The following is a 14,050-nucleotide window of genomic DNA, read 5'->3' as shown; positions in this document are numbered from 1 at the left end:
CGTGGAGTTCTAGTTAGTTCTGCTCAAGTAGTTCACGAGCATGGCGACGCGTTGTGTCGGTAATAGTGGCGCCACCAAGCATGCGCGCCACTTCCTCCACTCGTTCAGCTCTGCTAAGAATTTGTACTTGTGAAACAGTCTTTTCAGCATTTTGTGACTTACTCACCTTGAGGTGATGATTGCCTTGGGCGGCTACCTGTGGCAAATGGGTAACGCATAAGATTTGATGAGATTGGCCCAACTGGTGCAAGAGCTTGCCAACAGTTTCAGCAACTGCACCACCAATGCCTGCATCTACCTCATCAAATATCAGGGTTGGCGTGAATGAGGCTTTGCTGGTGATGACGCTAATCGCCAAGCTAATCCTGGCTAGTTCACCGCCAGATGCCACTTTGGCAAGTGGGCGCGGTGTGCTGCCAGCGTGACCAGCAACTAAGAATTCAATTTGTTCGAGACCATGAGAGCCACCTTCATTCAATGGAGTAAGCGCAATTTCTAGGCGACCATCAGCCATTGATAAGTCCTGCATCGCATCCGTTACAAGTTTGCCCAGCTCGGATGCAGCCTTGCCACGCTTTTGCGAAAGTTGTTTGGCTAGCTTGAGATAAGCAGCCTCTTCTAGCTTGACCTTTTCGCGCAGGGCATCAATATTTTGAGAGGCTGTTAATGCTTCCAATCGCTCTGTTGTTTCTGTGAGAAGTTTTGGCAACTCGTCAACTTCGGTGCGATATTTTCTGGCGGCGCCATGAAGTGCTTGCATACGCTCTTCAACTTCTGCCAGTCTGGCAGGATCTAGATCTAGTTTTTGTAGGTAGCGATTAAGGCCGTGAATGGCTTCATCTAACTGTATGCTGGCTGACTCCAAGGCTTGGCTGATATCAGCAAGTGCTGGATCATGCTCAGCCAATGCGCTGACATTGCCCGATACTTTGGTTAGGTTGGATTTGAGGGAGTTATCTGCATCACTCAAAATCTCGATTGCTTCTTGGCAGTCACCAATAAGTTTGGCGCCGTTTGCTAGCCTTGCATGTTCACTTTGAATGCTTGCCCATTCACCTTCTTGTGGTGAGAGCTCATTAAGCTCTTCAAGCTGCCACTCTAGACGCTCACGTTCACGCTCAATGTCTTGACCTGCATTTTCTGCTTGCTCTAAGCGACGGCGAGAATCGGCAACCGTTTTAAATGCCTGCGTCACTTCCAAGCCTAGTGGCAACAATCCAGCATGTCGATCCAGTAGTTCACGTTGGGCGCCACCTTTTAATAGAAGCTGGTGTGCGTGTTGTCCGTGAATATCGACCAATTGGTCGCCAGCCTCTCTGAGCTGGACTAGCGTTGCGACACTGCCATTAATAAAAGCACGGCTGCGGCCATTGCCCTCTACAGTTCTTTTGAGTAATAAGCTCTGACCATCATCCTCTAGCGGAAATCCCTGCTCATCAAGCCATTGGCTAAATGCTTTAACTTGTTCGGTATCAATGCGAAAAAGGGCGGAGATTTCTGCGCGGTTACTGCCCTCACGAATTTGGCTGCTATCAGCGCGCTCGCCAAGCACCAAACCAAGTGCATCTAGCAAAATAGATTTACCGGCACCGGTTTCACCAGTCAGCACTGTAAAGCCTGAAGAAAAATCTAATTCAAGCTGATCAACAATGACAAAGTCACGAAGTGAGATAGTTTGAAGCATGTATTAGCGTAGCAAGAAGCTCGACATCAGAATGTCGATGGATATTCATTCCAATGCAGCTTTTCGCGCAAGGTTTTGTAGTCGCTGTGGTTGCTAGGATGGAGCAGGGCAATCGTTTTATTAGATTGACGCACTTCAATCTTGTCACCGCTTTGTAAATTCGTTTGAGACTGCATATCAAAATTCACAATCACCTCGCGTCCATCAACCACCTCAATTACGGTAACGCTATCTTGCGGCAGAACAATCGGGCGGTTAGACAGTGAGTGTGGCGCAATCGGCGCCAATAAAATGCCAGCTACATGAGGATGCAAAATGGGGCCACCAGCAGAGAGTGCATAAGCAGTCGAGCCAGTTGGGGTCGATACGATTAGGCCATCAGAGCGTTGGTTGTACATAAAGGAACCATTAACGTGCACTGCCAGCTCAACCATGCCGGAAATTCCAGAACGATTTACAACTACATCATTCAGCGCTAGGGCGCGATTAATTTCTTTGCTATTACGAATAACCACCGCATCTAGCAGGGTACGGGTATCGGCTTCGTAGTCACCTGCAATGATTTTAGGTAAGGTGGTGTGAACAGATTGAATGGGAATATCCGTCATATATCCCAGGCGCCCCATATTGATTCCTACTAGCGGGACATTGCTGCCTGCAAGCTGCCTGGCAATGCCAAGCATGGTGCCATCGCCACCTAGAACCACCACCAGGTCAATTACTCCAGCAAAGTCTTTCGCAGTTTTGGTGGGGTAACCAGCAAGAGCGAGGTGGGTCGCTGTATCGAACTCAATAAAGGCCTCGCAGCCTAAGTCAGAGAGCAATTTAGCCAGGTCTTTGAGGTGCTCTTCGATGCCGTCAGCCTGAAATTTGCCGACGAGCGCCACCCGGCTAAAGGCCTTCTTGGAGGAATTTGGGGATGGGCTTAACATATGACGATTAGACCATAGGCATAAAATCCCTTCCACCATGGATAAACGTTCCCGCGCCTTACTAAAAACCCTCATCGAGCGCTATATCGAGGAGGGTCAACCTATTGGCTCCCGTACGCTCTCGAGATTCTCGGGATTAGACCTCTCTGCGGCCACTATCCGCAATGTCATGGCCGATTTAGAGGAGATGGGCTTAGTGACCAGCCCCCATACCTCCGCCGGCCGCATTCCAACGCCTCGAGGCTATCGTTTATTTGTGGATACGATGGTGACGGTGCGCCCCCTAGAAGAAATCGCTGCTAGAGAGGTTGAAAGGGGGCTTTTGCCGGACTCCCCGCAGCGGGTGCTTACATCGGCCGCTCAGATTTTGTCGAATTTGACGCATTTTGCAGGGGTAGTGATGACGCCCAAGCGTGCTCAAGTGTTTAAACATATTGAGTTCTTACGCTTAGGTGAAGGCAAGATCCTATTGATTATGGTCACCCCAGAGGGCGACGTGCAGAACCGCATTTTGCCTACGACCCAAGATTACACGCCGAGTCAACTCATTGAGGCTGGTAACTTTATTAATACCCAATTTGCTGGAAAAAGTTTTGATCAGGTCCGCTTGCATTTGAAATCCGATTTAGATAATTTGCGCGCTGATATTTCTGGGTTGATGGCTTTGGCTTTACAAAGCGGTGTTGCTGACTACGACATGAGCGGCGGCGATATGGTTCTCTCTGGCGAACGTCGCTTACTGAATGTTGGCGATTTAAGCTCTAACCTAGACAAGTTGCGCAAGATGTTTGATATGTTGGAGCAAAAATCAGTACTCATGCAGCTACTTGATGTATCTAGCCATGCTGACGGCATTCAAATATTTATTGGCGGCGAAAGCGATCTGCTGCCCTATGAAGATCTGGCTGTGATCAGCGCCCCATATAGCGTTGATGGGCAGATAGTGGGAACGCTCGGCGTTATTGGGCCAACCCGCATGGCTTACGACAGGGTGATCCCTACTGTGGATATCACCTCTAAACTATTGTCCGGAGCGCTGGGTTCCTACTCAAAACTTAAATAACCCATTCAACCGAGATAAACACTTTGAAACAGAATCCGCATCTACGCGCATCTAGAACTGCGGTTTTGTTATTGAACCTAGGCACGCCATCTGCGCCTACAGCAAAAGCGGTGCGTGCCTATCTAAAAGAATTTCTTTCTGATCCTCGTGTCGTAGAGATTCCGCGCATTATTTGGTGGTGCATTTTGAATGGCATTATTTTGCCAATTCGTAGCGGTGCCTCTGCAAAGAAATATGCGTCAATTTGGTTGCCTAAGTTGGGCTCACCTTTGATGCATTACTCACGTTTACAAGCAAAAGAGCTTGGTGAAAAATTTGCTAATGAAGGCCATATTGTTTTGGTAGATTTGGCGATGCGTTATGGTGAGCCATCAACGCAATCTGTCTTAGAGGGGCTGAAGGCGCAGGGCATGGAGCGTTTATTGCTATTGCCTTTGTATCCACAATACTCGGCCACCACTACGGCATCTAGCTTTGATGAAGTCTTTCGTGTCTTGAGTACTTGGCGCGATCAGCCTGAGTTGCGTCTTGTGAAGCACTATCACGACAACCCAGCTTATATTTCCGCATTGCGTGATCAAGTTTTAAGTAGTTGGGATAAAGATGGACGCCCTGATTTTTCCAGGGGTGACCGCTTAGTCATGTCGTTTCACGGATTACCAAAGCGTAATTTGATGAAGGGTGACCCCTACCATTGTGAGTGTTTAAAAACAGGTCGCTTACTTGGTGAATCCTTAGGTTTGGAGCCAGGCCAATACATTGTGACTTTCCAATCACGCTTTGGTAAGGCTGAATGGTTAAAGCCGTATACGGCACCAACCATTGAAAAGCTGGCAAAAGAGGGTTGTCAACGCATCGATATTTTTTGCCCGGGATTTCCAGCTGACTGCTTAGAAACGCTGGAAGAAATCGCCATGGAGGCTCGCGAAATCTTCTTGGAGCATGGCGGAAAAAACTATCGTTATATCCCATGCTTGAACAGCAACCCCAAGTGGATTGGGGCTCTGGGCGATATTGCTCATCATCATTTGCAGGGCTGGACATTAGGCGTGGAGTTTGAGGCTGAGCTAGCTAAGCGCAATGAAAGAGCGGAGTTGGCTGAAAAAACAAAGACTTGAAATTGAAATAATCAACCCCATATTGAAAAGTAATAGCCAATCTTTATAGAAAAGTAAAATAGCGTCCATGACACAAGAAAATCAAAATCCAACTCCAGAGCAAGAAAATCCAGCTGCTGAGCCTCAAGCAAATGAGGCTGCATCTGCTGAATCTGCTGTCAAGACTCCAGAGCAAGAAATTGCGGAACTGAATCAAAAGATTGGCGAGTTGCAAGATAACTTCTTGCGCGCCAAAGCAGAGGGTGAAAATATTCGCCGTCGTGCGGTTGAGGACATTGCCAAGGCGCACAAGTTTGCAATTGAAAGCTTTGCTGAGCATTTAGTGCCAGTGACGGATAGCCTCTATGCAGCTTTGAGCACTGATGCTGGTGATGCTAAGGCCTTCAAAGAGGGTTTAGAGATCACCTTGAAGCAGCTGCTGTCCGCCTTTGAAAAAGGTCGCATGACCGAAATTAATCCTGCGGTTGGAGATAAATTTGACCCTCACCATCATCAAGCCATTGCGTCAGTCCCATCTGAGCAAGAGGCTAATACGGTGGTTTCAGTCCTGCAGCGTGGCTATACCGTGGCTGATAGGGTCCTTAGACCGGCTTTGGTGACGGTCAGCGCCCCAAAATAAGCGCAAAAACCACCAAAAAAGCATAAAAAAGGCAGATTTCTGCCTTTTTTGCTGTTTATCCCCTTGAAATCCCCTTTTTAGACCCCATTTACTGGGTATCGAAATATTCATTAGTACAACAAACAACTTAATTTTTTGGGGCAATTATGGGAAAGATTATCGGAATCGACTTAGGAACCACGAATTCATGCGTTTCAGTCGTAGAAAACAATGCACCTAAAGTTGTCGAGAACGCCGAAGGCGGTCGCACAACTCCATCTATCATCGCTTACGTTGAAGATGGCGAAGTATTGGTTGGTGCGCCAGCAAAACGTCAATCAGTGACGAATCCTAAAAACACCATCTACGCAGTAAAGCGCTTGATGGGCCGTAAATTTACAGATCCTGAAGCGCAAAAAGATATTAGCCTCATGCCGTACGAAATTGTTCAAGCTGACAATGGCGACGCTTGGGTATCAGCGCGTGATAAAAAAATGGCACCACAGCAAGTTTCAGCTGAGATCTTGCGCAAGATGAAAAAAACTGCCGAAGATTATCTCGGTGAAGAAGTGACAGAAGCAGTGATTACTGTTCCTGCTTACTTTAACGATAGCCAGCGCCAAGCAACTAAAGATGCTGGCCGTATTGCTGGTTTAGATGTTAAGCGCATCATCAACGAGCCTACTGCTGCTGCATTGGCGTTTGGCTTAGACAAGCAAGACAAAGTGGATCGCAAGATCGCTGTGTATGACTTGGGCGGCGGTACATTCGACGTGTCTATTATTGAAATTGCTAACGTTGACGGTGAGAAGCAGTTTGAAGTGCTCTCCACCAACGGCGATACCTTCTTGGGTGGTGAAGACTTTGACCAACGCATCATTGACTGGATCATTGCTGAGTTCAAGAAAGAGCAAGGCGTTGATTTGAGTAAAGACGTATTGGCTTTGCAACGCTTGAAAGACGCTGCTGAAAAAGCCAAGATTGAATTGTCATCCGCTCAACAAACAGAAATCAACCTGCCTTACGTGACAGCTGATGCTAGCGGTCCTAAGCATTTGAACTTGAAGTTGACCCGTGCCAAGTTAGAGTCTTTGGTTGAGGAATTAATCAAGCGTACCGCTGGTCCTTGCTTAACTGCGATCAAAGATGCTGGCGTAAACGTAGCTGATATCGACGACGTGATTTTGGTTGGTGGTCAAACACGTATGCCTGCGGTTCAAGATAAAGTAAAAGAAATCTTTGGTAAAGAGCCGCGCAAAGACGTTAACCCAGACGAAGCAGTTGCTGTTGGTGCTGCAATTCAGGGTTCAGTATTGTCTGGCGATCGTAAGGACGTATTGCTCTTGGACGTTACCCCATTGTCATTGGGTATCGAGACTCTTGGCGGCGTCATGACCAAGATGATTCCTAAGAACACAACAATTCCTACCAAGCATTCACAGGTTTATTCCACTGCAGAAGATAATCAGCCTGCCGTAACCATTAAGTGCTTCCAAGGTGAGCGTGAGATGGCTGCTGCTAACAAGTTGCTTGGTGAATTTAATCTTGAAGGTATTGCTCCAGCACAACGTGGCATGCCACAAATTGAAGTGACTTTTGATATTGATGCCAACGGTATTTTGCATGTCACCGCAAAAGATAAAACTACTGGCAAAGAGAACAAGATCACCATCAAGGCAAACTCAGGTTTAACTGAAGAAGAAATTCAACGCATGGTGAAGGATGCTGAAGCTAATGCTGCCGAAGACAAAAAAGCGCTTGAGTTGGTAACTGCGCGCAATACTGCAGATGCCTTGGCTCACTCAACCAAGAAAGCCTTGGAAGAGCATGGTGCTAGCTTAGAAGCTTCCGAAAAAGAAGCGATTGAAGCTGCTCTAAAGGATTTGGATGAGGCTATCAAAGGTAGCGATAAGGAAGCGATTGAAGCAAAAACAGAAGCTTTAGGTAAAGCAAGTCAGAAGCTGGGCGAAAAAGTCATGGCTGCTGAGCAAGCTAAAGCCGGTGGTGCTGCTCCTCCTGGCGGTGCTACACCTGATGCTGATGTTGTTGACGCTGACTTCAAAGAGGTTGATGACAAGAAGTAATTCTTAAATCAGACATTCATTAACGTAGTTTTGATGTACTTAAATAACAAGTCGGCCTCGTGCCGACTTGTGTCATTCAGGTTGTTGAGAGGAATAGGCCGTGCCTAAAAGTAAACGCGATTTTTATGAGGTGCTTGGTGTAGCAAAAGGCGCCAGTGATGAAGAGCTCAAAAAGGCTTATCGCAAAATGGCAATGAAGCATCACCCTGATCGCAACCCCGATAGCAAAATAGCCGAAGCTCAATTTAAAGAGGCTAAAGAAGCTTACGAAACCTTAACCGATCCAAACAAGCGCGCTGCTTATGATCAGTATGGTCATGCTGGCGTTGATCCCTCAATGGGTGGTGGATTTGGCGGCGGCGGCTTTGCCGATGCCTTTGGTGACATCTTCGGTGATATTTTTGGGCAAGGTGGCGGTCGCCAGTCTGGCCCACAAGTCTACAAGGGCGCTGATCTTCGCTACAACATGGACATTACCCTTGAGCAGGCTGCCGAAGGTTACACAACACAAATTCGTGTCCCTAGCTGGAGTAATTGCAAGCCCTGTCATGGCACGGGTGCTGAACCTGGATCCAAGGCTGAAACATGTACTACTTGTAATGGTCATGGTCAGGTTCGCGTACAGCAGGGCTTCTTCTCTATGCAGCAAACTTGTCCTAAGTGTCGCGGTACGGGCGAGTACATTCCGAAGCCTTGCAAAACTTGCCATGGTAGCGGAAAGCACAAAGAACAAAAAACACTGGAAATCAAAATCCCAGCGGGTATTGATGACGGCATGCGCGTTCGCTCTGTTGGCAATGGGGAGCCCGGAATTAATGGCGGACCATCTGGCGATCTTTATGTAGAGGTGCGTGTTAAGCCGCATAAAGTATTTGAGCGTGATGGTAGCGATCTGCATGTGCAAATGCCAATCTCGTTTGCAACGGCAACCATTGGCGGCGAAATCGAGGTACCTACACTGTCTGGGCGTGTTGAGCTCCCAATTCCAGAAGGGACGCAAACTGGCAAGACTTTCCGCTTACGCAATAAAGGCATCAAAGGACTGCGCTCTACTTTGGTGGGCGACCTCTTTGTGCATGTGTTGGTTGAGACGCCCATCAAACTCACTGACGAGCAAAAACAATTGCTGCAGAAGTTTGATGACAGCTTAAAGTCTGGCGGTGATAAGCACAGCCCTCAACAAAAGGGTTGGTTTGACGGCGTAAAGAGTTTCTTTAGCTAGTACTGATTGAGTGGGCTAGCTGGCAATCAGCCAGCGAAGCCGTGCTCAGGTCCGGGAAATTTGCCGGACTTCACTTCGCGCACATAAGCTTTGACAGCAGCTTCGACGGACTGGTGACCATCCATAAAGTTTTTGACAAACTTGGGTGGCTTGCCTGGGCTGATACCCAGCATATCTTGCAGTACTAATACTTGGCCGGAGCAATCGGAACCCGCGCCAATTCCAATAGTTGGAATGGAGAGCTCTTCAGTAATTCTTTCCCCTAATGAAGAGGGAATGGCTTCTAGTACTACCATTTGAGCTTCAGCTGCCTGGCAAGCAAGTGCTTGCTCGAGCATGACGCTAGCCGCATCTTTAGATTTACCTTGAACTTTATAGCCGCCCAATACATGAACTGATTGAGGGAGTAGTCCAAGGTGCGCACAAACTGGAACGCTGCGTTCAACTAAATAACGGATGATTTCGACTTGCCAGTCGCCGCCTTCAAGTTTGACCATATCTGCACCAGCGCGCATTAGTGTTGCAGCAGAATCTAATGCTTGCACAGGGTCGCCATAGCTTGCAAAGGGAAGATCGGCAATTACAAAAGCATGGGAGTTGGCGCGAACTACACACTCAGTGTGATATGCGACCTGTTCTACGGTAACGGGCGTTGTACTTGAATGACCTTGGATTACATTGCCCAACGAGTCACCAATCAGGATGGTCTCAACTCCGCAACGATTCAACAATGCGGACATGGTTGAGTCATATGCAGTGAGCATAGTAATTTTTTCACCCTCAGCATGCATCGCGAGGAGCTTAGTAATTGTGATTGGCTTGTCGCCTTGTAAGTAACCCATGGCGAGAGTTTAATGTGAATTAATGTGCCGATTGGCTATAAACGTCTTTTCCCCGCAATTGCAGTTCCTGCGGGGTAGTTTTTCTATTCTTTGGTGGGCAACATTGGGGAGATAGGCCTTCAGTTCACCCCAGTTTGGCAAGAAGATATCAGGCGCTATTTCTAGGAGTGGTAGCAGAACAAATGAGCGCTCAATGATTTTTGGATGCGGGAGCATCAGTTCAGTCTCATTTTGGGTAATTCCCTCGAATGAGAGGATATCGAGATCAAGGGTGCGGGGTGCATTTGCGTAGGGGCGCTCTCGGCCAAATTCTTGCTCAATCGCTTGGCAAACATGCAGAAGGCCATAAGGGGTTAATTCAGTCTCAACTTCTATGACGGCATTAATGTAATCACCGCCAGTAGCCTCGACAGGAGCGCTTTGGTAAAAGCAACTTTTTGCTAAGATTTGCAGTTCTGAGCGTAATGCTAAGCAGACAATCGCGTCAGTAATAAGCTGCCGCGTGTCGCCAATATTGCCGCCAAATCCGATATATGCCTGTGCCATATGCTTCCAAACTAGAGATAAAGCTACTTTACCGAAATTTCTCTAAGTCTGCTTAGCTTGCCGCACCTTCTGGGGGCAGGGCCGCTTTTGGCTTTCTGCGACGACGTCTCTTGGTTGGGCTAGCGCTATTGCCAGATTCATTTTTGACGCTAGCCATGAGCTCGTCTTGACCGACTGTGTCGGCCTCAATGAAGTCAGTCCACCACTGGCCAATTGCAGGGTTCAGTTCTCCAGTGGCGCAGCGAAGCAACATAAAGTCATAACCCGCTCTAAAACGAGGGGATTCGATTAGGCAGTAGGGGTAGCGACCTACACGCCTTTCAAAACGCGACTGCATAGACCAAATTTCACGCATATCGCTTTCAAAGCGTCGCTGAATAGTCATGCCGCTGCTTTGAGTGGCGATAGTGTCGTCCATCGCATCGTGCAGTGCTGGAATATTGGCAGCCCCTTTGGCGATATTCCCTTTCCAGTTCTTTAAAAGATCTGGCCAAAGCAGGGTGGCGAACAAGAATCCAGCTGACACGCTTTTTCCAGATTGAATGCGCTGATCGGTGTTTGCTAGGGCGAGTTTGACAAAACTATTGGCGCCTTTAGAAGCTTCACTATCATCGAGTATGTGATCTAGCAATGGCAATAGAAGACCATGATGCAAGCCTGCATCTTTTAGTCCTTGTATTGCTGCCCATGAATAACCAGACATGAGGAGCTTGAGAATTTCATCAAAGAGCCTGGCTGATGGCACATCATTTAATAGTTTGCCCAGCTTTGCAATTGGCGTACGCGTTGCATCATCTAAATTAAAGCCGGTTTTTGCGGCAAAGCGAATTGCTCTGAGCATGCGAACAGGATCTTCGCGATAGCGTTTTGCAGGATCACCAATCATGCGCAATGTTTTCTTTTCCATGTCCGCCATACCACCGTGATAGTCCAAGACTGTCTCGGAAGATGGGTCGTAATACATTGCATTGATTGTGAAGTCGCGCCTTGCAGCATCCTCACCTTGAGAGCCCCAGACGTTATCACGCAGGATTCGACCGCTTTCTGCTACATGGTCTCCAGCGTTATCTAGCAGGGCCCTGAAGGTCGATACCTCAATAATTTCGGGGTGGCCTTTGCCGAAAAAAGTGACATGAACAATTTGAAAGCGACGGCCAATGAGGCGAGCTTTGCGAAAGAGTTTTTGTACTTGCTCTGGAGTGGCGTTAGTGGCTACGTCAAAATCTTTTGGGCTAATACCTAAAGCAAGATCTCGTACAGCACCGCCCACAATAAATGCCTCATAACCTGCTTGCTGCAAAGTGTGGGTAACCTTCACTGCATTTTTAGAAAGTAAGTGAGGATCGATGCGATGCGATTTTTTGGGAATGCGCTTAGGTGCCCCAGTATTGTTTGCCTGCGTGTGCTTAACCATTGGGTCACGGCGCAGAATGCGTTTAATAAATTTGGTAATCATGCGAACAATTCAAGGATGGGCCAGTTGCGCTTATTGGCTTCAGTGCGCAGGCGATCATCTGGGTTGGTGGCAACTGGGTGACTAACCTTTTCCAGTAAAGGGAGGTCATTCATGGAGTCGGAATAAAAGTAACTTTTTTGCAGGGTGCTCAGGTTGAGGTTTTGATTGGCCAGCCAATCATGCAGGTTCTGAATCTTGCCTTCACGAAAATTTGGAATGCCTTTTACTTCCCCGGTGTAATTGGCTAGCGGGTCATTTAGGGCGGTAGCGGGCTCGGTGGCAATCAAATGCGCAATGCCAAAGCTCTCCACAATTGGACGCGTAACAAAACTATTGGTTGCTGTTACTACGCAACATAAGTCGCCGGCATCTTGATGTTGCTTAACTAAATCCATTGCTTTTTGGCGGAGCTGTCCGTTAATTACTTCTTGCATGAATTGGTCATGCCACTCTTTGAGTTGGACTCGTGAATGCTCGGACAAAGGTTTTAAAGCAAAACGTAAGAACTCATGAATATCTAGCTTGCCATCTTTGTAATCTTGATAGAAGCGCTCATTTTGTTTTGCATAGTACGCACTATCCACTACGCCAATGCGAGCCAAAAATTGACCCCATTCGTAATCGCTATCGCAAGGTAGGAGGGTGTGATCTAAATCGAAAAGGGCTAACTGGGTCACGAATAAATATGAATTAAATTATTTAGGCTGCAAGAGCTCGCGAACAAGAGGCAAGGTTACAGCACGTTTAGTTTCTAATGAATACGCATCTAAAGCATCAATCAAAGCCATTAAATTCGGCATATCTCGATAAAAGCGATTTAGCAGCCAAGGCAAAACATCGGGCGATAACACCAAACCGCGAGCCTTTGCTGCTTGCTCTAGTGCCTGTATTTTCTCATCATCAGCCAAAACTTGGGTTTGGAAGATTAAGCCCCAGCCAAGGCGGGTGCGCAGGTCTTCTCGCAGTTTTAGGTTGGCTGGCGCCTCATTGCCAGCCATGAAAATATGAATGGCTTTGCTGGCTTGAGCCTGATTAAGAATGCGAAAGAGTGCGCCAACCAGGCGCTCGTCTAAGCGATCAACATCATCTACTGTAATAACAGATGGCAAATCACCTTGCGAGAGCCCCCCCATTCTTTCTTCAAGCCTCACCCATGTGGTCGGCTGACTTGGGTTTAAATTGAAATGCTCCAGCCCCGTAGTCTGCGCCGCAAGCCCTATTGCTTCGAGTAAATGGGTGCGACCAGAACCTTCGGGTCCCCACCAGTAAATCCAGCGTTGATTGAGTGGATTGGAGGATGCTGCTATGCCAGGTTGCGTCCAGGCCTTTTGTAGATCTTGTAAGGCAGATAGCAGCGCAAGATCTTTCCCGGGTAAATAATTTTCTAAACTGGCTTTGGGTGTGTGGCTTATGTCTAAAGCAAATTGTCTTGGTAGCGGAGATGTATTCATTACAACTAAATTATTTTTGATACCAGGAGCTTTGCGTATAAACGGACCAAAGGCATTTCATCAGCACCAAGCTGACTGCGCTGATAGGAAGCGCAAGCAATACGTCAAAGAAACCAAATAACTTGCCAAACAAGAGCAGGGCAAATAGGACGGCAACTGGGTGGAGACCAATGCGCTCACCCACCAAGCGGGGTGTTAAGAAGAAGCCTTCAAGAAATTGGCCAATGCCAAATAAGATCAGAACACCGATGATTTGAGTGCCAGGACCAAATTGAAGTGGCGCAGATAAAACAGCAAGCGTGAGCCCCAATGTAATACCAATGTAGGGGATGACGATCATGAGTGCAGTAAAGACGCCTAAAGCAGCAGCTCCTTGACCCCGATGAAGCTCAATCCTGCGCTGTAAAAGACTGCCGTGATGGCAATCACGATTAGCATTCCTCTTAAGTATTGAGAAAGCAAACCATCTGTGTGCATTGCTAAGTGATGTACTGTTTCTTGGGCGCGCACTGGAACTAATTGTTTCACTAGCCCAAAGAAATGATTCCAGTCGATGAGCAAATAAATCATTACAAAAATAATCAGCACGGCATTTACAAAACCGGCGATGACTGAGCTTCCTGACATTAATACCGTCTCAATGGTGGAGCTCATTAACGCATCAGCATTCTCGTTAATGTGTTCTGTGATTTTGTGCGTGACGCTTGCCTTTAGGGTGGCCCAATCAAAATTAATGTGAAATTCACTGAGTTTTGGTCCCAACCAAGCCTGGTGGGTGTTGGCGATCCAGTCGGGAAGTTGAGCCTTAATTAGGGGTATTTCATATCTCAGAAGGCTAATGAGGGGGCTAAATATGCAAAAAACCAGGCCTAAACCGATCAGCATCGAGACGGCAGCAGCCAGCCCTCGGGGTAGGTGATGCCTCTCAAGCCACAGGCAAACAGGGCGCAGAGCATACGCCAGAATGAATGCGGTTAAAAAAGGGGTAAAAATTTCGGCCATCTTGCTTCAATCCTCTAGAATTCAATGATTCTACTGACGAAGTAGCATTTTT

12 protein-coding genes and 1 pseudogene are annotated in these 14,050 nt (G+C 47.5%); 5 read left to right on the top strand and 8 right to left on the bottom strand.

Annotation, left to right across the window (positions count from 1 at the left end):
- Positions 1-13: 13 nt before the first annotated feature.
- Together recN and DXE27_RS01865 are read right to left on the bottom strand one after the other, a co-directional pair.
- Positions 14-1,684: a DNA repair protein RecN gene (recN, locus tag DXE27_RS01870; protein WP_128112676.1), complete on the bottom strand. Its 1,671-nt coding sequence runs from the start codon at positions 1,682-1,684 to the stop codon at positions 14-16.
- A gap of 26 nt (positions 1,685-1,710) precedes the next feature.
- Complete coding sequence (locus DXE27_RS01865; RefSeq protein ID WP_128112675.1) at positions 1,711-2,616, bottom strand: NAD kinase; 906 nt, start codon at positions 2,614-2,616, stop codon at positions 1,711-1,713.
- Positions 2,617-2,653: 37 nt separating this feature from the next.
- Between DXE27_RS01865 and hrcA the strand changes: the two genes are divergently transcribed.
- From hrcA to dnaJ, 5 genes are all read left to right on the top strand, one after another.
- On the top strand, positions 2,654-3,679 hold the full coding sequence (gene hrcA / locus DXE27_RS01860) for a heat-inducible transcriptional repressor HrcA (protein WP_128112674.1): 1,026 nt from the start codon (positions 2,654-2,656) through the stop codon (positions 3,677-3,679).
- A 23-nt stretch (positions 3,680-3,702) separates the two neighbouring features.
- Positions 3,703-4,797, top strand: a complete 1,095-nt coding sequence (gene hemH / locus DXE27_RS01855; protein WP_128112673.1) for a ferrochelatase — start codon at positions 3,703-3,705, stop codon at positions 4,795-4,797.
- Positions 4,798-4,864: 67 nt separating this feature from the next.
- Complete coding sequence (gene grpE / locus DXE27_RS01850) at positions 4,865-5,416, top strand: nucleotide exchange factor GrpE (RefSeq protein ID WP_128112672.1); 552 nt, start codon at positions 4,865-4,867, stop codon at positions 5,414-5,416.
- Positions 5,417-5,562: 146 nt separating this feature from the next.
- The gene (dnaK, locus tag DXE27_RS01845; RefSeq protein ID WP_128112671.1) at positions 5,563-7,479 is read left to right on the top strand and encodes a molecular chaperone DnaK; all 1,917 of its coding nucleotides are present in this window, start codon (positions 5,563-5,565) and stop codon (positions 7,477-7,479) included.
- Positions 7,480-7,579: 100 nt separating this feature from the next.
- Complete coding sequence (gene dnaJ, locus DXE27_RS01840) at positions 7,580-8,701, top strand: molecular chaperone DnaJ (protein ID WP_128112670.1); 1,122 nt, start codon at positions 7,580-7,582, stop codon at positions 8,699-8,701.
- 26 nt (positions 8,702-8,727) lie between these two features.
- On the opposite strand, the gene panB is transcribed toward dnaJ, so the two are convergent.
- The 6 genes and pseudogenes from panB to DXE27_RS01810 all read right to left on the bottom strand — a co-directional run bounded on the left by panB (position 8,728) and on the right by DXE27_RS01810 (position 13,998).
- A complete protein-coding gene (panB, locus tag DXE27_RS01835) occupies positions 8,728-9,543 on the bottom strand; it encodes a 3-methyl-2-oxobutanoate hydroxymethyltransferase (protein ID WP_128112669.1) in 816 nt (271 codons plus the stop codon).
- A gap of 9 nt (positions 9,544-9,552) precedes the next feature.
- Positions 9,553-10,089, bottom strand: a complete 537-nt coding sequence (gene folK, locus DXE27_RS01830; protein ID WP_172457099.1) for a 2-amino-4-hydroxy-6-hydroxymethyldihydropteridine diphosphokinase — start codon at positions 10,087-10,089, stop codon at positions 9,553-9,555.
- Between the two features lie 52 nt (positions 10,090-10,141).
- Entirely contained in the window at positions 10,142-11,545 is a 1,404-nt protein-coding gene (gene pcnB, locus DXE27_RS01825; RefSeq protein WP_128112668.1) for a polynucleotide adenylyltransferase PcnB, read from the bottom strand.
- Positions 11,542-12,222, bottom strand: coding sequence for a histidinol-phosphatase (locus DXE27_RS01820; protein ID WP_128112667.1), 681 nt, complete (start codon positions 12,220-12,222; stop codon positions 11,542-11,544). Before DXE27_RS01820 ends, pcnB begins: the two co-directional genes overlap by 4 nt.
- A gap of 18 nt (positions 12,223-12,240) precedes the next feature.
- On the bottom strand, positions 12,241-12,996 hold the full coding sequence (hda, locus tag DXE27_RS01815) for a DnaA regulatory inactivator Hda (protein ID WP_128112666.1): 756 nt from the start codon (positions 12,994-12,996) through the stop codon (positions 12,241-12,243).
- Positions 12,997-13,006: 10 nt separating this feature from the next.
- Positions 13,007-13,998 (bottom strand): annotated as a pseudogene (locus DXE27_RS01810) (AI-2E family transporter).
- Positions 13,999-14,050: the final 52 nt, after the last annotated feature.

This window comes from Polynucleobacter necessarius (assembly GCF_900096755.1).
Taxonomy (GTDB): Bacteria; Pseudomonadota; Gammaproteobacteria; order Burkholderiales; family Burkholderiaceae; genus Polynucleobacter; species Polynucleobacter necessarius_K.
Note: the sequence above shows the minus strand (reverse complement) of the source record. Positions and strands in the feature narration are given on the sequence as shown.

Bases quoted from the DNA above. Each gene is read 5' to 3' on its own strand.
- recN (WP_128112676.1), bottom strand. From the start codon at position 1,684: ATGCTTCAAACTATCTCACTTCGTGACTTTGTCATTGTTGATCAGCTT.
- DXE27_RS01865 (WP_128112675.1), bottom strand. From the start codon at position 2,616: ATGTTAAGCCCATCCCCAAATTCCTCCAAGAAGGCCTTTAGCCGGGTG.
- hrcA (WP_128112674.1), top strand. From the start codon at position 2,654: ATGGATAAACGTTCCCGCGCCTTACTAAAAACCCTCATCGAGCGCTAT.
- grpE (WP_128112672.1), top strand. From the start codon at position 4,865: ATGACACAAGAAAATCAAAATCCAACTCCAGAGCAAGAAAATCCAGCT.
- dnaK (WP_128112671.1), top strand. From the start codon at position 5,563: ATGGGAAAGATTATCGGAATCGACTTAGGAACCACGAATTCATGCGTT.
- panB (WP_128112669.1), bottom strand. From the start codon at position 9,543: ATGGGTTACTTACAAGGCGACAAGCCAATCACAATTACTAAGCTCCTC.
- folK (WP_172457099.1), bottom strand. From the start codon at position 10,089: ATGGCACAGGCATATATCGGATTTGGCGGCAATATTGGCGACACGCGG.
- pcnB (WP_128112668.1), bottom strand. From the start codon at position 11,545: ATGATTACCAAATTTATTAAACGCATTCTGCGCCGTGACCCAATGGTT.
- hda (WP_128112666.1), bottom strand. From the start codon at position 12,996: ATGAATACATCTCCGCTACCAAGACAATTTGCTTTAGACATAAGCCAC.